The following is a 19,491-nucleotide window of genomic DNA, read 5'->3' as shown; positions in this document are numbered from 1 at the left end:
ACTAGCGTCCGTCTCGCCAGTGAGTTACGTACACCCCCGCTGGCGGGGGCTGTCGGCGAAGCCGACTGGGGGTGGTCGACACGCCTCAGCATCAAGCATCCAACCACCCTCCGGCGCTACGCGCCACCTCCCGCCAGCGGGAGGGCCAACCACTCAACCAATTGCGGGACAACCACTAGTCCAACAGATAAACATGCCATACACACTCACGCAATGAGCCCTTGCCATTGCCAGAGCTCATTGCCTCACCACACACCGACAGAAACTTACAGATAATATCGTCGAAGCAGCAACGACGGAGTTACCTCAAGATCATTTTCAAGGCGCCGAATACAACTAAACACTTGCTTGGTCCTTTCCGCTGAAATTGACTGGTTAGTCGTGTACTTTGACCAAAGAGCTTTCCACTTTTTATAAAAAACTTCAATATTGGAGTTACTCATTTTTTGATCGGGATTAATGATTTTTTCGATGTCAAATCCAATTGCATCATTAATATTCGAATCTGGATAAGCAGCTACCATAGTATTCAACTGCAGCCAATGAGGATCAAAATCCCGCGAGATAAGAACACAATCAATAGGTTTTCTCTTATCACTGTCTTCAGACAGTAAAGAACCGACCACACCAGTCTGATAATTTTTCAGATACTGTACATACAGCAAGTCCCAAGCCGCATTCCATGCATGCTCAGCTAAATCATCTGGATTGTACTGCTTATGATCATCAAGTTTAAAGAATTTCTTTGCCTGCGTACGATACCGCACATTCCGAGCTTCATCGCTCTTGCCCCTCGCCGTTCCACTATCTTTCCCAAAGAGAATGATCGCAAAAAGACATTGTTCATAGCCGAGGAGAAGATTCAAGTCCGTTCTCATCCAACTAATTTGACAATCATATAAATCAAACGGATCCCAATTGGACGTCCTACTATCGGTAATTAAACTGAGAAAGTGTAAAGCACTGCCATATAGCGGTAAAATCTGCAAGAGAACTTTATCCGCAATATCATCTATCACCTGCTGCCTTGCAGATGACGGTACTTCAGACCCTCTACTATGCCGCGACCCAACGAGAGCATCCAACTGCTCATTATTCATTAATAATATAGCTTTGATTGCATCCTCCCCATCTACCCAAGTCTGATATCTTGTGCCGAGGGTTCTCGAGCAATTCCTTTCGACGAGCCCAAAATCATATAAACATGCTAAACCTTTTATTGCAGGATTCTTGTACATATTTTCCAATTGGAATTTGATATATCTAATTACATCTAATACGTCCGAATTGGAACCATTATAATATAAATTATATATATTTGTGCAAACATTAGTATCCAATATCACACATGAATTTGTTATATCAACACCACTAAAGTGAATTAATCTGTATTTCCCAATAAAATCAGTTGTAGATGTACCATGTTGAATTTGCACTACAGATTTCATACCTATTACCTCATTGATCATAAATCTTGTTAACTTATATCTTAATAATTTTCATTATAAAAAAAAGGTTGGTCCGAAAAAATCAGACCAACCTTCTATTTTTTTAGACAGCCCAAATCAGGCGCGCAGGGCGCGCTTGGTCTCGCGGGACTTGAGCGCCACGGTCGCGGCGGCACCGGCCAGCAGCAGGCCGATCACCGTGAACAGCGCGGTGCCGGCGGCACCGGTCAGCGGCAGCTGGGTGATGGACTTGACGTTGGTCACGGTAACGGCGCCCTTGTCATCCTGCTTGACGAGGTCATAAGGATCAAGGGTCACGTTGTTGACCGTGTACTCGGCATCGGTCTTCTTGGTGGTCTCGTTGTAGGTCAGCTTGACCGTGAACTTGCCGGTCACGTTCTGGGCGCCGGTAGCCACCGTGGTCTCGGTTACGGTATAGGTGCCGTTCTTCAGACCGGAGAAGGAAACCTTGCCGTCGGCGTCGGGGCTGGCGGTCGCGACAACCTTGCCCGCTTCATCGGTGACGGTGAAGACGGCGCCGGTAAGACCTTCCTTGGAACCATCGGCGAACACCTTGGTGAAGTCGAACTTGTTGGAGTATAGCTCGACCGGAGTGCCCTGGCCCGAGGAGTTGCCGCCGTTGACGACCTCGGCGGAGTTGGTCACCGGGTTGGTCTTGGCGTCCTCGGTCACGGTGGCGTCGTACTTGACGACGAGCTTCTGGCCGGCAACGTTCTGCAGCTTGTCGAGAGCAGCCTTGGTCAGGGTGACGGAGAAGGTGACGTTCGTACCGTCGCCGGTCACGGTCTGACCGGCCGGGTCGACGGTGTACTCAGCGGCGTCAAGCTCGGTTTCGGCATCACCGGCGTAGACCTTGACGTTGGTCTTGGCGGTGTCGATCGACAGGCCGGCGGAGGCGTAATCCTTGAACACGTAGGTGTAGTCGGCACCCAAGCCGGTGGTGGACGGGACAGTGCCCTCGATGGTGTAGGACAGGGTATCGCCCACGGACACGGTCTTATCCGTATCGCCGGTCACGGTCTTGGTCGGGGGCACATTGGTCTTCTGGTTCTTCACCACGACCGTGCCGTCCGTGCCGAAGTTCTTGTTGGCCGTGCCGACCACCATCGCCAGGGACTTCTGCGTGGCGATGGCTCCCTCGGTGACGTCGACGACGACATAGAGGCCACCGGTCAGACCGCTGATCGTATACGGTTCGCCGTCGGCCGTCACCTCGGTGCCGTTCGCCTCGGCATACGCGACAAGGCTGTCCGCAAAGGTGCGGGACGACGCGGTGGAGCTCCACGGGAAAGCCGTGGACTGGTCAATCGGGGTGCCGCTGACGGCCTGGGCCCACACCAGCGGATCAGTGTCGGCGGGAACGGTCGTATTCAGCGCGGCTTCGACGGCGGACTTCACCGCATCCTTGGCGGCATCGACGGTCTGGATCTCATTGGAATCCGCATCCAGATACTCCGCGATCTGCACGTACTTGAACGTGTGACCGGCCACCACACCGCGGGAACCGGCCTGAATGGTGATCGTCTGATCCGTCGGCGCGGCCGCGTTGGCGGTGGTGGCGCCGAGGGCCAGACCACCCAGCATCGTCGCCGCAGCGACGACACCAGCGAAAAGTTTCCTCATCCTCATGAGAAATCCTCTCTTCCTTAACTTGTTATTTCCTACTGTTTTCTGCAATCGCGAAAGGCCGAGACCACACAAGCCTCTGCGATCCGCAAATCCTTATTAACTTTTCGGACCACCGGGGGCGATAGCTTCGCTCCCCTCAGTCCGCCTGTGGCGGCCAGCTCCCCTCTGTGAGGGGAGCCCGGACCACCCCCAGTCCGGCTCTCGCCGGACAGCCCCCGCCAGCGGGGGCACGACGGAACCGTCACACCAGCTGGCGCTTGCGCCAGATGGTGTAGCCGGCACCGGCAAGCAAAACCGCCAAGCCCATGCCACCGCCATAGACCAGCCAGTCACGAGCGGTCGTACCACCGGTCAAAGGCAGACTCGACACGGACACATACGTGTTCGTGAACGACGCGATCTTCAATTCGGTCACATCCGCGGCCGGCTTAAGTTCTTTGCCGTTGTCGTCCACGATCTGCTCGATCTTGGAAACCACGGCCTGAGCCTTGCCGTTCTGTTCGGACACGGTCACCGTGACCTGGTACTTCGCCTTGGAGTAGTTGAACCCACCCTTGACGCCACCGGCTTGGGCGGTGCCGTTGGCACCGTTCTCCACGACCGTGTACGTGTAGGTCTCAGTCTTGCCCTTGCCCGGATACGGGAACGCGATGCTGTTGAACGAACCGGTCCGCTCGTTCTTGTCGCCATCCTTAGACAGGGTCAGCGTCGACTGATCCTTGCCCTCGGCCTGCGGCATCGGAGCCTTGTCCTCGCCAGTAAGCGTGAACGAGAACGCCGTATCGGTCGGCCAATCCTTGCCTTTGACGATCTTCTTGACGTTCACGAACGCGGAACCGTCCAGCGTCACCGTCTTCTGCGTGTTTGTGATCGTGGCCGAAATCGTCTTGGTCGCATCCTTCCACACGTCCGTGGTGGTCAGCTCGCTGTCGTTGTCAGTCCAGACGACCTTCGACTCATAGTTGCCGACGGTTTCCTCCTTGACGACATACTTGCCCGGAGCGAGATGATCAACCGTAGCAGTCCAGTTGTTCTCGGCATTCAGCATCAACGGGTCACCGACCTGAGTCTCCTTGCCGTCAACGGACTTATACACCTTGACGGTCACGGAATCGGCACCCGGGGTAACCGGGTCCCAATCCTTCCTCACCTGCAACGAGCCATCAGCGGCCTGAACCACCGGGTGCCCGTAAGGATCGTTCTTCTCCTTGCCATCCGCCGTGTAGGTGACGTAGGCGTAGTCATTGCTGTGGAAACCACGCTGGCCGGAAGACGTCGGATTCTCGGTATTGATATCGGTATCATCGGCACCGGTTGTGGACTCCACATCGGTGCCATAGTTACCGCCGTTCGCCGCATACTCGTCGTAGGCGGTCTGGGTGAGATCCACGTTGTAGGACAACGTGTACGTCCAACCCTTCTGCAGCTTGTAACCGGAGGCAAACTGCACCTTCACCGTACCGTTGCCGGCCGGGTTGAACAGCAGCGTGTACTGATCCGAAGCAAGCGTCTGCTCGGCGCCACTAGCATCCTTGACAGTCAGCTTCACGCCGTCCGTCACCGTATGGAAGCCATTATCATCCGCATTGCCGGAGGTCTTGATGCCGGACTGCTGCACATACTTCGACAGCTCATCCGTGATCGACACGTTCGAATACGAGGTACCCGTCGTGATCTCCTGCTGAATCTCAGAGAAAATCTTGTTCAGATCATCGGCATTCGAAGCAGCCTTGTAATAGTCGCTGCCATCAGCACGCTGACCAAGATTGTTCCATGCCGTGGCATTCGGATAATTGCTGGAAACACCATGCATGTACGCATTGAAACGATTCTTCTGGTCGGTCGAGGTGTTGCTCGGATCAGCATCCGCGAACACGCCGATGGAATAGACCGTCGTCCCGGCATCCTTCAACGCCTTGGAATTCTTAATCGCATCATTCGCGACCGTATCCTCGAAGGAGTCGCTCGATGTCGGCTGACCATCCGTGAAGAAAATGACGACCTTCTTCGCATTGGGACGCGCACTCTGCAATGCGACCTGAGCCTTCTGGAAACCGTAATCAGCCCGCGTAGCACCTGCCGCATCAAGCGAAGTGACCGTATTCGCCAAACCAGAAAGATCCGACGTCAATTCACTCACAATCTGCGTGTTGTTGTAGGTATACCGACCATCGCGGTAATGATCGTTACCAACAGAATCCGACGTATTACCGGCGAACTTCACCAATGCGATTCGGTTCAGATCCCCTTGGCCTTGAGTCTGATCGTTAATCTTCGCATTCTCGGCAGCCGTCGCGCTGATGAAATTGTTCACAGCGGTCTTCAAAGCATCAATCTTCGAAGAAGGGGAATAGAACTGTGTGTGCGACTGATTCGTATCATCAGCACTCGTCCTCGGAGTCACGGTAACCCACTCCTGGCCACTTTGGTAACGCCATTGTTCACGTTTGCTGTTGTATGACACCTTTTCATACTGGCCGTCCACAAGCACGTAATACGAACTATCAGTGTCAAGGGCATACACCTCAGAGTAGGAATCGTCTCCCATAGGATCCGCCATAGAACCGGACACGTCCAGGACCAGAGCGATGTCCAGCGGCTGGACCGTGGTCGTGGTGGACTCGGTAGAATCACCCACCACGTCGAGGTTCAGCGTGTACGAACCATTGCCGTTGCTCAGAATCTTCTTGTGATGATCCGGCGCGCCAAGGGGCTTGACCGTATTGATGGTCACGGAATCGGTATCCGAGACGGTCTTGTCGCCGTCCGTGCCGGTTGCGGTCGCGGTGTTGGTGAACTTGCCGTCCTTGACCATGTCGTCGGTCAGGGTCAGCTCACCGGTGCAGGTCATCGGGTTGCCGGGAGCGAGCGGCGTGTTCGGGCAGGAGATATTCGAGATATTGGGATCGGTGACCGTCACGTTGTTCAGCGTGGTGGTGCCGCCGTTGGTCACAGTGAACACATACGGAACCGTGTCGCCGGACTTGAAGATATGGGTGTCCGCATCCGGGTACGCATCCTTGCTCACGGCCTTGACCAGATCGATGGCGGTCAGGCTCTTGACCGAGTGCGCGCTCAGGCCGCGGATCAGCTGGGCCTGGCTGGCCGCACCGGTGCCGGCGGAGAAACCGAACTTGATGGTAGTGGGCAGCTTGTAGTCAAGCGTATGAGACACCACCTGCGTGCCGTCAATGTAGACGGTGACAGTCTGGAATCCATCATCTGCGTTCGGCTCGGAGATCAGCACGCGAACCGTCTTGCCGTTGCTGTCATTCTCGGAGGTGGTGGCCGTACCGGTATGGAAGCTGCTGTCCTGCTGAGCGCCGGCGACGACGCAGTATCCGTTGTTCCACTTGCCGTTGTCATCCTGGGCACCCTTGCCACGCAAGGTCACCGTGTGGGGACCACCGTCATAGGGAACGGTGCAGTCGTTGCCGCCGGTGACGCGCTCCGTGCTGCCAGGAGAGTATATGGACTGCTTGCTGAAGTTGCCGAACTCGTCAAGACCGATGCCCAGAACACCCTGAGCGATGCCCTCCACACGAGCAGTCCCGCTGCCGGCACCGTCCTCATCCACGGACGCATAGCCCATGCCGGCGCCACCGGCACCGGTCTGGCTCAGCGTGGCGGCACCATCGGTCAGGAAGAAGCTGATGCCATCGCCATAGTTGCCGTCAAACGCATTACCGCCATACATGTAGTAATCAAAGGTGATGTCCAGACCATTGCCAGACGGGATCGCCTGATTGTACAGCACGGAACCCTTTTTGCTTGTGGAGCCATCCGTGAGCTGCAGGTAGCCCGTGCCATCGCCCTTCTGCTGAATGTCAGAAGTATCCATCGTGTTGGAGCAGCCGTTAGCGGTCAGGCACGCGCCATCCTTGGTCGACCACTTGGAGGGATCGGAGAACGTGCTGTTCTTGAACGTCTCATCAACCAGCAGCGAGCCGGTCGCGGCGCCATCGGCTGACGCATCGTCGTTGGTCGTGGCGGTGTCCGTGGTGGGGGTGGCCTGCTGCGTCGTCTGAACGTCAGGCGTCTGGCCTTCCTCGGCCATGGCGGTCATGCTCACGCCGGCAACGCCCCCAAGCATCGCTACTGCGGCGACCATGGCTACGATCTTCGTGCCAACGTTCCGGCACACCCCCGCCTTCGCCCCGGCGAACCAATCTGAGATCTTCTTCATAGTGTCGTCCATCTCTTACTGTCGTTCGCGCATACCAAAGCCCAGTATGCGCCTACAATGGGCGACGTTAATTGCGATTACCCCGGTTCGCGTACACCCTGACGGGGGAGTGAACTCCCCCTCGTGAATACCGAATATCGGATGATTTCGGGTGTTTGCAGCCCCTCGAAAGTTCACCCCTTCGAGACGAGATAAAATCGCCAAATTACGGAATGACACGCCGTACTACGGGGGACGAAGGAAATCTTAGCGCCAACTAAGCGTTTCTAAGAAATTCGAAGGTTTAGGGGAACGGGGAATTAGGGGATTACGGGGGTGCTGGATTGGGTTGGGGAGGCGGAGGCTGCGTGGCACGGGATTGATGTTTTTGCGACCATGACCACCCCCCAGTCGGCTGCGCCGACGGCCCCCGCCAGCGGGGGCGGAGGCTGGAGGACTTGGGCGGGAAGCATTGCTCCCCTCAGTCGGCTGCGCCGACGGCCCTCTCATGGACTGATACGGGGTCAGCGGGGGCGCCAGGCGGCGTGGCGCATGACGCGCCAGGGTAGGTGGCGCAGGCGCGTGATCAGGGCGGCCAGCAGCCAGCCGCCGAGCAGCAGGCAGGCGCCGACGATCACGCCCATATTGCGGCCGTCGTGCACGTCGCCCGGGTTGGGCGCGGGCAGCGGGATCTCCACGCGGTGGCCCGACACCAGCAGACGATGCGTGTTCACGCCATATGGCGTGCAGGTCATCAGCGTGACGCGGTCCTCGCCCGGCACGATCTTCAGCTGGCTCGTGTCGTCCGGCTCGATCACCGTGATGCGGTCGACCTCGTAGCCGAGCGTCTCGCCCATCACCTCTATATAAAAGAAGTCGCCCTTCTTCACCTCGTCGAGACGGGTGAACATCAGGGCCTCCACCAGGCCGCGGTGACCGGTGATCACCGAATGCGTCGAGTCGCCGCCTACCGGCAGGCTCGTACCATACAGATGGCCGGCTCCGGAGGCCAACGCCTCCTCGGACGTGCCGTGGTAGATCGGCAGCTCGATCGACACGCTCGGCACCTTGATGGTGCCCATCACGCCGTTGCCGCTGTCCAGCTGGGACTGGTACTCCTTATCCTTGGACGCGGCCGAATCCTCGCCTTTCGCATGCGATCCGCCCTGCGCCGACGAGAACGGGTCGACCGCCTCGCCCAACACCGGCTGACCGGACTCGGCAAGCTTGCGGTTGTACTCATGCGCGGACGCCAAGGAATCCTCGGCCTGAGGGTACGGCCAGCCCTCCACGTGCTGGGCGGCCTCGGTAGACGTCCTCGCCAATGCCAGCGAGCTGCGGTACTGCATGACCACGGGGAACCCCGCCACGGTGATGGACGCGATCAACAGCAGCAGCGCGATCACGCGCATGATCAGCAGCGAACGGCGCAGACGCTTGCGTTCCGTGACCACATCGGTGACATCGACGGTCTGTTCGAACGAATACGTGGAGTACGGGCGCGGACGAGGGGCTGCGGCACGCCTGCGCGCGCCCCTTGGCCGGCGCTGGGCATGATGACGGACCTGGCGCCTGGCGTCGGAATCCACCCCGCCGGTCTCACTCGCTTCGCGCACCATGCATCCTCCGTCCTATGCACCATCCGATGGCCGACCAGCGGCCAGCCGCAAGCTCTCCGCCGCATGACGGCCGGCATCGCGCCGGTCAGCCGGCGAATATCGCTGGCCTCCGCCGAACAGCCGCCGAATATTGTATGCCGCCGTCACGCGGCGGCCGGCCACGACTCGGCCGATCTTCGCACGACTACCACCCGATCATGGATAGTCTACCGCCGCATACTGTCAACGGCGACCCCCTCCTTGACCAAAGGGAGTATCGATCAGACGAACGCGCGCTGGCCGAAGATGGCCGTGCCGACGCGCACGATCGTCGATCCCTCGGCGATGGCGAGCGCCATATCGTGGGTCATGCCCATCGACAGCTCCGTGCAGCGCTCGGTGCCGGGCGCCTTCGCGTCGAGGATCTGGTCGCGCGTGCGGCGCAGATGCACGAATCCCTTGCGGATCGTGCGCTCGTCGTCGACATGCGCGCCGATGGTCATCAGCCCCTGCAGCTCGATGCCGTCCAGTGTGCCGATGCGCTGCGCCAGCATGATCGCGTGCGCCGGATCGCAGCCGGATTTCGAGGCCTCGCCGGATTCGTTGACCTCCAGGAGCACGCCGACCGTGACGCCGCGCATCACCGCGCGGCGGGAGATCTTCTCCGCGAGCTCGATGGAGTCCACGGATTCGATCGTGTCCACCACCGGCAGCACCTTGCCGATCTTGTTGCTCTGCAACTGGCCGATCAGGTGGAGGGGAATGTGCGTGGGGGCATTGCCTGTGCCGGATGTGCCGGATGTGGCGGCATCGGCGACATCGGCATTAGGCGTGACAGGGACTTCCTCGCCCACACCCAACGAGAACCCGCGCTGCGCGCATTGGCGCATCAGCCCGGAGGCCTTGACGGCCACCTCCTGCGGGCGGTTCTCGCCGATCATGCGCACGCCGGCGTCGATGGCGGCCATGATCTCGCCGACGTCGCGGGTCTTTGTGGCGGCCAGCAGACGCACCGAACCGCCGTCACGGCCGGCGTCGGATTCCGCCTTGGCCACGGAGTCCAGTACGCGGTGCACGTTGTCGGTTATCTCCTGCGCGCGCGCCGCATCGATCGTCTCGTTGGCAAGATCCTTGTGATCCATGTAAGCCGTCATGCCGCTCCCCTCGTCGTATGCACCACTATCGTAGCCTCACGGGGGAAGTTTTCGCCGGGTGTTGTCACGAGGCAGACGCGGGGGTGGGGTGTTGCAGAGAGACATACGGCACGTACTTCGATCCCGCTGGTGGGTGGCTGGTGGTGTGGCTGACTGGTGGTGTGGCTGACTGGGTATGCCTTGACCACAGCTTTTAACCACCCTCAGTCTCGCTTCGCGAGCCAGCTCCCGCCAGCGGGAGCATGCCAAACTGATTTGACGCGAGCTTTGCTTTCGCTCCCCTCAGGCCGCTTCGCGGCCAGCTCCCCTCAGAGAGGGGGCCCAATATCGAGGGCCACTTCGCGGTCAGACTGGCTGGGACAGCAGAGGAGGGTTACAGGGCGAAGGGGTTGTCGGGGATGGCGCGGTCTTGGGGATTGGCGGCGAGCGGAGACCATGAGAAGTTGGGCAGCAGGTCGCTTGGAGTGCAGGGGACGGGTTCGTCCACGAGCCGCAGCAGCCATGCGCAGTAGCCGATGACCTGCTGCGGGGTAACGCCGCGCGCCTTGAGCGCCCCCATGTCCAACGAACGCTCGCGCTTGGCGAGGCGTTTGCCGGCGGCGTTGTCGATGAGCGGCAAATGAGCGAAGGCCGGCGCCGGCACGGGTTCCCGATCGGACAGCAGTTCGCGGATGTGGAGCTGCAGGGCGGTGGAACGCAGCAGGTCGCGGCCTCGCACGATATCGGTCACGCCCATGTCGAGGTCATCCACCGTGACCGCCAACTGGTAGGAGAACAGGCTGTCCGCGCGGCGGATCACCGTATCCCCCAAGTCCCGCGCCAAGTCGAAGGACTGCGGGCCGAACACACGATCGTCGAAAGTCACCGCGGAGTCGCCTTCCTCTGGTTGAGGCACGGCAAGGCGCAGCGAGTGCTGGCGGCCGGCGGCAAGGCGGGCGCGCACCTCATCGGGGTTGCTCCGCAGCAATCGCCGGCATGTACCCGGGTACAGCACGAACCCATCGCCTTCATTCGGCGCGGATGCCGCGCGGATGTCGGCGCGCGAACAGAAGCATGGATAGATCACGCCGGCCTCGCGCAGCGCGGCCAACGCCTCCTCGTATCGATCCAGGCGGTCGGACTGGTAGACGGGGTCGCCGTCCCAGTCCATCCCGAGCCAAGCCAGATCGTCCATGATCCAGCGGTCGGCGTCCGGGAGCACGCGGGGTCGGTCGATATCCTCGATGCGCAGCACCATACGCTCGCCGCGGGAACGCGCGGACAGCCACGCGCCCAGCATCGCGTACACGTTGCCGATGTGCATGCGTCCCGATGGCGTCGGCGCGAATCGTCCGGTCATGGTCCCCCTCCGATGGCTGCCGCACAGCGGTTATGATGCGGTCTGATGCGGCTAGACGGCTATGCGGCTGACCATACCATTATCCGGCGTCCGGCGGGAAGGCGGGATGGCGAGGTAGCGGGATGGCGAGGTAGCGGGATGGCGAGGGTGACCGGTAATTGGACCGCCAGCCATCCGACCACCCTCCGGCGCTGCGCGCCACCTCCCGCCAGCGGGAGGAGCGACTGCAACCACCTGCCTCCGCTAAGGAATGGGCATGCCATGTTCCGGCACGGCACGCGGCGCGCCGCTTCGCGCACTGCTGTGGATACGACCATCCATCGGGAGGAACACCGATCAGCGCAAGCTCGATGAGCCGTAAATCACCAATCACAGGGCTTTCGGTATAAAAGGTTCGAGTTGTCGGTGCGTGGGTAAGTATCACAACCGGTTGTATGCCCGAAAATAGCGCTACAAAACGCCTAAAAACGCCTTCTCTCGGAACTCACGCACCGACAACTCGAGTCTTGCGCGCATTCGCCGCCTCTCATCCCCCTCAAAGACGCTCCATGCCACACCCGCGGCACGGCTGCAGCGCCCTGCAAAGGCAGATGGCCCGCTCGCGTGCCCCGCGCCGCGCACGGCACAGCGGTACAGTGGATATCGGGAACCATCGGGGCCGAGGCGCTGCGGCGCGCCACCCCATCGTTACGAACCGGAGAGGGATCATGGCCACGCAGAAACACGTTACGATGAACGATGTGGCGAAGTTGGCCGGCGTATCGCTGAAAACCGTCTCGAATGTGGTCAACGACTACGAATTCATCAAGGACTCCACGCGCCGCAAGGTGCTGGACGCCATCGACGAGCTTGGCTACGCCGTGAACGTGACGGCCAAGAACCTGCGCTCCGGCCGCAGCGACATCATCGGCCTGTGCATTCCCGATCCGCAGGTGCCGTATTTCGCCAAGCTGTTGTCCTTTGTCATACAGGAGGCCCAGGAGCGGGGCAAGCAGGTGATGTTCAGCCCGACCGGCACGAGCTCGACCTGCTGCACGGCCCGCTCGCATCCTTGGCGGCCGGTCTGATCATCAGCCCGCTGTTCCTGTCGGTGGAGGACGAGCCCAGCATCGACTTCGCCAAACCATTGGTCATCTTCGGCGATCAGCTGCCGCTGACGACTCATGACCGCGTGACCACCGAAAACATGGTCGGCGTGTACCGGGCCACGGCACGCCTCGCCGAACACGGGTGCCAGCGCATCGCCATCATCGGCGTGCATGAGGGGCAGACCGCGGGCGCCGCGCCCCGCCGGCTGCAAGGCTACCGGCAGGCGTTGCGCGACGCGGGATTGGAGCACGACCCGGCGCTGGAGATCCCCGCCGAGGTCTGGTATCAGCCGACGGGCGAGATGGCGGTGCGGAGCATGATCGAGCAGGGGCTGCGGCCTGACGGTATCGTCTGCATGAGCGATCTGCTGGCGGCCGGGGCGTTGCAGGAGCTGCGGCGGCAGGGCATCCGCGTGCCGCAGGATGTGAAGGTGTTCGGGTATGACGATTCGGTCGACTCCCAGTACCTGTACCCCGCGTTGAGCTCGGTGGATCCAAATCTGCGCGACGCGGCCCGGATCGCGGTGGATCTGCTGTGCGACCGCATCGAGGGGCGCGTGCCGGCCCTTGCGGCGCAGGCGGGGCATGGAGGCGGCGAGACCGGTGAGACTCGCGGAACTGACGGGAACGATCGCCCTAAGTTCGCGCAGGTGACGGTGCCTTCGATTCTGCGGGAGCGCGCTGAGTTACACGTAAAAAACGAGTGCCGTGCCGCAGGAGGAGCTGCGGCACGGCACTGCGAGGGTTCTCGGGCCGGACGGGAAGGAAAGCGCCCGGCTCGATCGAAGATGCGGCTTACTTCATGCCGGTCATCGCGATGCCTTCGACGAAGCGCTTCTGCACGAAGAAGAACACGACGAGCAGCGGCAGCGCGGAGATCAGCGCGCCGGCCATCACCACGCCGTATGGGGTGACGGACGATCCATGGCCGGTCAGCATGGCCAGACCGGCGGTGATGGTGCGGGTCTCCGGCTTGGAGGTCATGATCAACGGCCAGAGCAGGTCGTTCCAGTTGCCCATGAAGTTGAACATGCCCACGGTCAGGATCGCGGGAACCGCGTTCGGCAGGATGATCTGCGCGAAGATGCGGAACTCGCCGGCGCCGTCGATGCGGGCCGCGTTGTCGAGATCCTTCGGGATGGAGATGAAGAACTGGCGCAGCAGGAATATGCCGCCGACATCGGCCATACGCGGGATGATGATGCCGAGGTAGCTGTTGACCAGACCCATGTTGGCGAGCAGCTTGTAGACCGGGATGAGCAGGGCCATGCCCGGGATCATCATGGTGGCGATGAGCACGCCGAGCAGCAGGCCGCGACCCTTGAAGTCCACGCGGGACAGGCCGTAGGCGGCCAGCGAGTCGAAGAACACCGAGATGACGGTGACCGCGCCGGCGAAGACGACGGTGTTGAGCATCTCGCGGCCGATCGGCAGGCGGGAGAACAGGTCGGTGTAGTTGCTCAGCGTCCAGGCGCTCGGGATGATCTTCGGCGGCCAGGTCTGCGTGACCTCGTTCGGGGTGAAGGAGACCAGCACCACGATCACGAGCGGGAAGATCATCAGGACCGTGATGAGGATCAGGGCGAAGTAGCTGAAGCCCAGGCCGACGCGGCGGCGGGTGGTCGCCTTGCGGCGCAGCCGTTCGTTTTCGGCGTTGATGCGCGCGTTTTCCTGCTCCTGTGCGGCGGACAGGTTCGCGGCGGAGGTTGCGGCGCTCATGCGAGTTCCTCCTTCTCATGCTTGTTGTTGGTGTACAGCTGGATGAGGCCCACGATGAGCGTCATGATCAGCAGCACGTACGACAGCGCCGAGGCATAGCCCAGCTTGCCGTTGCCGAACGCTTCGGTGTAGATGCGGTACACGATGGTCTCGGTGGCGCGGGCGGGGCCGCCGGAGGTCAGGATGAAGATCTGGTCGAAGACCTGGAAGGAGCCGATCAGGCCGAAGATCACCACGTAGTTGAAGGTCGGGCGCAGGGCCGGCAGCGTGATGAAGCGGAACTTCTGCCAAGCGTTCGCGCCGTCGAGCGACGCGGCCTCGTAGAGTTCGGCGGAGATGCCCTGCAGGCCGGCAAGGAAGATGACCATGAAGTAGCCGAAGTTCTTCCACACGGTGATGAACACGATGGTGGCCATGGCGGTCTCGCGCGTGCCGAGCAGATCCATGTGCGCCTGCCCGCCGAGCAGCGAGATCCAGTACGGCACCAAGCCCAGCGACGGGGAGAGGATGAACTGCCATGCGATGGCGGCGACGGTCAGCGAGATGACGAACGGCAGGAACATGCAGGTGCGGAAGAACCCGACGAACTTCAGGTCCTTGCGGTTGAGCAGCAGCGCGAACGCGAGCGCGACGATCACGACGATCGGGGCGTAGAGCACCGCGTAGACGAGGGTGTTCTTGACGTCGGTCCAGAAGTCGGCGCTCTGGAACAGCTTGATGTAGTTGTCGAATCCGACGAACTTGCCGGAGCGGTTGATGCGATCGGACGTCAGCGAGGTGACGAAGGTCTTGATCGCGGGATAGAAGACGAAGATCGCGAGTACGATCAGCGCGGGCGCCGTGAACAGGATGCCGGTGCGCAGGTTGCGCGCCTGGATGGCTTTCTTGTTCTCCTTGGCGACCGCATGCGCCGTGCTGGGCGCGTGGTTTGCGGTGGTCATTTGCTCCTCCAAAAAGACACGGTGTACGGGGGCCGGCTCCCGGGCTCCGGGAGCCGGCGGTGGTCGGGATCAGTCCTCGGCGTACTCGTCGAGGTAGCCCTGGATCTTGGACTCGGCCTCGTCCAGCAGCGACTGGATGTCGTCGTCGGTGCGGGTGGTGTTGGAGGTCAGGGTGTCCAGCGTGGCGGAGATGTCACCGAAGCCGCCCTTCAGGCCGGCGATGCCGATGTAGGAGTTGTCGGTGTACTGGGAGATCTTCGCGATGAGCGGACGCTCGGAGAGCTCGTCGGCGGTGACGGTGGTGTTGTTCGGCGGGTAGGCGGAGCCGAGGGACCACTTCACCTGGTTGTCGTGGTTGTTGTAGAACTTGAAGAACTCGTAGATGCCGGGCAGCTTCTCGGAGTCGCCGACCTGCGAGGTGACCCACCAGTACAGGCCGGTGGAGCCGGTGTTGGAGCCGGAGTCGCCGGTGGAGTACTTGTAGGTGCCGTCGCCGTCCGGAACGGCGAAGGTGTCGTGGTTAATGCCCTTGTCGGTGGCGGCCTGGTCCTCCCACGGGCCGACGATCACCATCGCGGACTGGCCGGACTCGAAGGACTCGCGGGCCGCGGTGTCGTCCATGCCGGAGACGGTGTATCCGTCCTTGTAGAACTGGCGCATCTTCTCGAGGAAGGCCTTGTTCTCCGGGGAGTTGATGGAGACCTTGCCATCGGTGGTGTACAGACCGGTGCCGTTGCCCTTCATGAAGGCGGCCCAGCCGAGGTCGGAGAGGGCGATGCCGTACTGCGAGCCGTCGGACTTGGTGAGCTTCTTGGCGGTCTCGAGCAGCTGGTCCCAGGTGGTGGGGATGTCCTTGTCGGTCAGGCCGGCGGCCTTCCACATGTCGGTGTTGTACCACACGGAGGTCGGCGCGTAGCCCATCGGGACCGCGCACTTCTCCTCGCTGCCGTCGATGTTGAAGGTGATCTGGTCGACCACGGTGTCGATGTAGTTCTTCGTCTCGTACTTGTCATCGTCGTAGAAGTCGGAGACGCACTGGAAGGTGCCGTCGATGGACCAGCCCTGGCCGTTGTCGGCGCCGGTGGTCACGAAGTCGGGGCCGTCGCCGGAGGTGACCTTGGTGACCATGGTCTCGCCGATGGTGCTCCACGGCTGCAGCTGGGCGTCGATCTCGTACTTGTCCTGGGACTTGTTGAAGTCGTCGACGATGGACTCCAGCGTCTTGCCGTCGGCCTCGGAGAAGCCATGCCACATGGTGATCTTCACCTTGCCGTCGGCGGTCTTCTGCACGTCGCCGCCGGACGAGCCGCAGCCGGACAGGCCGAGCGTGGCGATCATCGAAAGCGCGACGCCCGCGACGAGGGTCTTTTTGAGGTTCATTTGATTTCTCCTTTGCTCCTGGTTGCCCAAGATCTGTTCGTTGCGCAGTGGCGGTTCCGGCGATTCGGGGTGATGAGGTGACGTCTATTGGCCTTGTGGGCCGGTTGCGGCATCGCTGCCGACACTCTGCATCCTGTCTCTCTTCTTGTGGAGCCTCAATGCTCATTTGCAACGTTGTATATTTGATTATAGCGTGTTTTCTAACGTTGTACAAATTAGTCGACACGCCAGAGGGAAAGACTGCGATTCCGCGGTTTTCCAGGCATTTACGGGACGGAAAGGGGCGCAAGAGCCCCACCCGATTGCGATTGGAGTTTTGGCGCTATCCGAAAAATGCGCCGGGGAGCGGCCGCGAATCGCGGCCTTTGGCGGGCGGACGGCATGAGCGGTGACGAGTTCCGCTCGCCGCGCCGCCCGCAAGGGTTTTCCGGATCTTCGGCGCGATCAGGACGCCAGCACTTCGGCCTTGGCCTCGGAAGCCTCGGCCACGGGGACCCCGGCCATCGGGCCGCCGTCGGCCGGCAGCACGTCGGTCGAATCGGGAGTCCACAGGGTATCCGCCTCGGGAACGCCGAAATCGGGGCCGGCATCGGTCCAGCGCACCACGCCGACGCGGGCGTGGCGGTTCGGGTCGAACAGCGGGTCGCCTTTGATGTCGGTGTAGTTGCGCGCGTGGTAGATCATCAGATCCTGCGAGCCATCCTCCGACTTGGTGAACGAGTTGTGCCCGGGGCCGTACTGGCCGTTCTCGGCGCAGGTCTTGAACACCGGGACCGGGCTCTTGGTCCAGCTCGCGGGATCGGTCAGGTCGCTGCCGCGATCGGCGGCCAGCAGGCCGACCGCATAGGGCACACCCGTACCGGACGCGGAGTAGGTGATGTAGATCTTGTCCTCGTGGAACAGGAATGCCGGCCCTTCGTTGACCAGGAAGTCGATGCATTCCCAGTCATACTCGGGCTTGGAGAGCATCACCGGATCGGCGGCCAGCGTCCACGGGTTGGCCATCGGGGCGATGTACAGGTTGGAGTTGCCCTCGATCGAGGGATCCTTCTGCGCCCAGACCAGGTACTGCACGCCGTCGATCACCTCGGTGGTGGCGTCGAGCGAGAACGAGTCGATCGGCGTCTTGATCTGGCCCTTCTCCACCCAGTTGTCTGAGGTCGGGTCGGCGTCGGTGTTCTCGAGCACGAACATGCGATGGGGCGGCAGGCCGGAATCCTCGAAGTCGGTTTCCGCGCCGGCGAAGTAGATGTACCACGCGCCGTTCACGCGGTGCAGCTCGGGCGCCCAGATGTACTTGCTGCAGGGACCGGATTCGTGCTTGCGCCAGACCACGGTCTCCGGGGCCTTCTGCAGGTCGTTGATCGCCGAGGCACGGCGGATGGCGATGGTGTTGTACTCGGGATCTGATCCGGTGAAGTAGTATTCGCCGTCGACGTTGAGCACCCACGGATCCGCACGCTGGAGCACGATCGGATTGTTATAAACAGCCATTGTTCATCCTTCTCAATCCAAGTGTTCATTGGTTTACATCGATGAATATAACAGATTTACATCGATGGAACAAGTCGGCGTTTTGCGGGGCGAGCGGGGAGGTTGAGGGAGAGAAGCGATGCGGGGCGCGTGGGCGGGCGGGGCAATCTCATTAGCATCTCGACGCCATGCCCCGTCAAGAGCCCGCCCAGCGGGCCAGAATCACCAGACACCAGAAGCATCGCCTCGCCAAGGATTCTCGAGCAAAGCAAAACCACCAGACCATAGAAGAATCCCCCTGCTGAGAGCACCCTCAGCAGGGCAACACGATTAGACCCTCACCGATCCGGAATGTCAAGAACCTCCCAGCGCAGCAAAACCACCAGACGCTAGAAGCAGCGCCTCGGAAAATCCGCGCCCGCGCCCTACATCGCGCGGGTGGATTGGCGGACCACCAGGGTCGAGGACACTTTGCGGAACACGGGGGCGGTGGAATCGCCGTCCAGCGGCGGCCGACCATCGATGCGGTTCTTAAGCACGCGCACCGCCAGACGCGCCACGGCGTCCAATCCGGGCGAGATCGTCGTCAGCGCCGGCGACAGGTACTGCGAGTCATCGGAGTTGTCGAAGCCGATCACGGAAATATCGTCGGGAATGCGCAGATCGCGCATCTGGATCGCGTGCATAACACCCGAGGCGAGCATGTCGTTGAGCGCCACCACACCATCGGGCACGCTGCCCGAATCGAACAGGCCATTCATCGCATGCACGCCGTCGATGCGGTGCCACATCCGCGACGGCACCACCAGCCGCTCGTCGAAATCGACGCCGGCCTCCTCCAGCGCCTCGCGGTACCCGCGGAATCGCAGCGCCGCCGAACCGACATCCTCGCCCTCATGCACGCCGACGACCGCGATGCGCCGGCACCCGGTCTGAATCAGGTACGAAGTGGCCCGCTTGGCTCCCTCCACGTTCTCGGTGGCGATATGGTCCACGGCCTTGGTGAAGATGCGCTCGCCCAGCAGCACCAGCGGGTAGTCGACGTTCAGCTCGCCCTCGTCGCTCGGGCCGAGCTCCAACGGGCTGTAGATCAGACCGTCCAGCATCGTGGTGCGCACGTCGTGCAGCACGTCGAGCTCGCCTTCGCGCGAATACAGCGTCGGCTCCACGATCACCCGCAGACCGACCTTCTTGGCCTCCTCGATCACCAGCGACGACAGCTGCGCGAAATACGGCATCTGCAGGTCGGGGATCGCCAGGCCGATGATGCCGGTCTGCCCGGTGCGCAGGTTGCGCGCGGACACGTTGACCGTGTACCCCAGCTCCTCGATGGCCTTGCTCACCTTCTCGCGCGTCGCGTCGGAGACGAATTCGTAATCGTTGACCACATTGGACACCGTTTTGATCGACACGCCGGCCGCCTTGGCGACGTCGCGCATCGTCACGACATGATCGCCGCCCTTGCCCGCTGCTTTCCTGACCATATTGCCCACCGTATTCTGTTCTCGTACTACAACCCACAACCATAGTGGGGCC

Annotated in this window: 13 protein-coding genes; 2 read left to right on the top strand and 11 right to left on the bottom strand. The window is 61.2% G+C overall.

Going from position 1 to position 19,491, the window contains the following annotated elements; translation table 11 throughout:
* Positions 1-266 precede the first annotated feature (266 nt).
* The 6 genes from BBSC_RS13550 to gluQRS all read right to left on the bottom strand — a co-directional run bounded on the left by BBSC_RS13550 (position 267) and on the right by gluQRS (position 11,354).
* Positions 267-1,448, bottom strand: coding sequence for a hypothetical protein (locus BBSC_RS13550; RefSeq protein WP_144414385.1), 1,182 nt, complete (start codon positions 1,446-1,448; stop codon positions 267-269).
* 117 nt (positions 1,449-1,565) lie between these two features.
* On the bottom strand, positions 1,566-3,092 hold the full coding sequence (locus BBSC_RS01290) for a SpaH/EbpB family LPXTG-anchored major pilin (protein ID WP_162180138.1): 1,527 nt from the start codon (positions 3,090-3,092) through the stop codon (positions 1,566-1,568).
* Positions 3,093-3,339: 247 nt separating this feature from the next.
* A complete protein-coding gene (locus BBSC_RS01285; protein ID WP_034535454.1) occupies positions 3,340-7,284 on the bottom strand; it encodes a DUF7604 domain-containing protein in 3,945 nt (1,314 codons plus the stop codon).
* Positions 7,285-7,787: 503 nt separating this feature from the next.
* Positions 7,788-8,882, bottom strand: a complete 1,095-nt coding sequence (locus tag BBSC_RS01280) for a class C sortase (protein ID WP_033519742.1) — start codon at positions 8,880-8,882, stop codon at positions 7,788-7,790.
* Positions 8,883-9,142: 260 nt separating this feature from the next.
* Positions 9,143-10,015 (bottom strand): YggS family pyridoxal phosphate-dependent enzyme, encoded by an 873-nt coding sequence (locus BBSC_RS01275; RefSeq protein WP_033519743.1) that lies wholly within the window; start codon positions 10,013-10,015, stop codon positions 9,143-9,145.
* A gap of 373 nt (positions 10,016-10,388) precedes the next feature.
* Positions 10,389-11,354: a tRNA glutamyl-Q(34) synthetase GluQRS gene (gluQRS, locus tag BBSC_RS01270; RefSeq protein ID WP_033519744.1), complete on the bottom strand. Its 966-nt coding sequence runs from the start codon at positions 11,352-11,354 to the stop codon at positions 10,389-10,391.
* Between the two features lie 707 nt (positions 11,355-12,061).
* Here gluQRS and BBSC_RS13850 point away from each other — a divergent pair.
* Positions 12,062-12,421 carry a LacI family DNA-binding transcriptional regulator gene (locus BBSC_RS13850; protein WP_161787665.1) on the top strand — a complete coding sequence of 120 codons (360 nt, stop codon included), beginning with the start codon at positions 12,062-12,064 and terminating at the stop codon, positions 12,419-12,421.
* Positions 12,406-13,356, top strand: a complete 951-nt coding sequence (locus tag BBSC_RS13095) for a substrate-binding domain-containing protein (RefSeq protein ID WP_081892956.1) — start codon at positions 12,406-12,408, stop codon at positions 13,354-13,356. Before BBSC_RS13850 ends, BBSC_RS13095 begins: the two co-directional genes overlap by 16 nt.
* On the opposite strand, the gene BBSC_RS01260 is transcribed toward BBSC_RS13095, so the two are convergent.
* The 5 genes from BBSC_RS01260 to BBSC_RS01240 all read right to left on the bottom strand — a co-directional run bounded on the left by BBSC_RS01260 (position 13,238) and on the right by BBSC_RS01240 (position 19,439).
* Positions 13,238-14,161 (bottom strand): carbohydrate ABC transporter permease, encoded by a 924-nt coding sequence (locus BBSC_RS01260; RefSeq protein WP_033519745.1) that lies wholly within the window; start codon positions 14,159-14,161, stop codon positions 13,238-13,240. The two genes, BBSC_RS13095 and BBSC_RS01260, sit on opposite strands and share 119 nt — an antisense overlap.
* The gene (locus tag BBSC_RS01255) at positions 14,158-15,102 is read right to left on the bottom strand and encodes a carbohydrate ABC transporter permease (protein WP_033519746.1); all 945 of its coding nucleotides are present in this window, start codon (positions 15,100-15,102) and stop codon (positions 14,158-14,160) included. The genes BBSC_RS01260 and BBSC_RS01255 overlap by 4 nt, the downstream gene beginning before the upstream one ends.
* Positions 15,103-15,171: 69 nt before the next feature.
* Positions 15,172-16,482 carry an ABC transporter substrate-binding protein gene (locus BBSC_RS01250; RefSeq protein ID WP_033519747.1) on the bottom strand — a complete coding sequence of 437 codons (1,311 nt, stop codon included), beginning with the start codon at positions 16,480-16,482 and terminating at the stop codon, positions 15,172-15,174.
* A 444-nt stretch (positions 16,483-16,926) separates the two neighbouring features.
* A complete protein-coding gene (locus BBSC_RS01245; RefSeq protein WP_033519748.1) occupies positions 16,927-17,976 on the bottom strand; it encodes a glycoside hydrolase family 43 protein in 1,050 nt (349 codons plus the stop codon).
* A gap of 404 nt (positions 17,977-18,380) precedes the next feature.
* Complete coding sequence (locus BBSC_RS01240) at positions 18,381-19,439, bottom strand: LacI family DNA-binding transcriptional regulator (protein ID WP_033519749.1); 1,059 nt, start codon at positions 19,437-19,439, stop codon at positions 18,381-18,383.
* Between the last annotated feature and the right edge of the window lie 52 nt (positions 19,440-19,491).

The organism is Bifidobacterium scardovii JCM 12489 = DSM 13734 (assembly GCF_001042635.1).
Taxonomy (GTDB): Bacteria; Actinomycetota; Actinomycetes; order Actinomycetales; family Bifidobacteriaceae; genus Bifidobacterium; species Bifidobacterium scardovii.
This window is presented reverse-complemented; position numbering and strand designations above follow the sequence as displayed.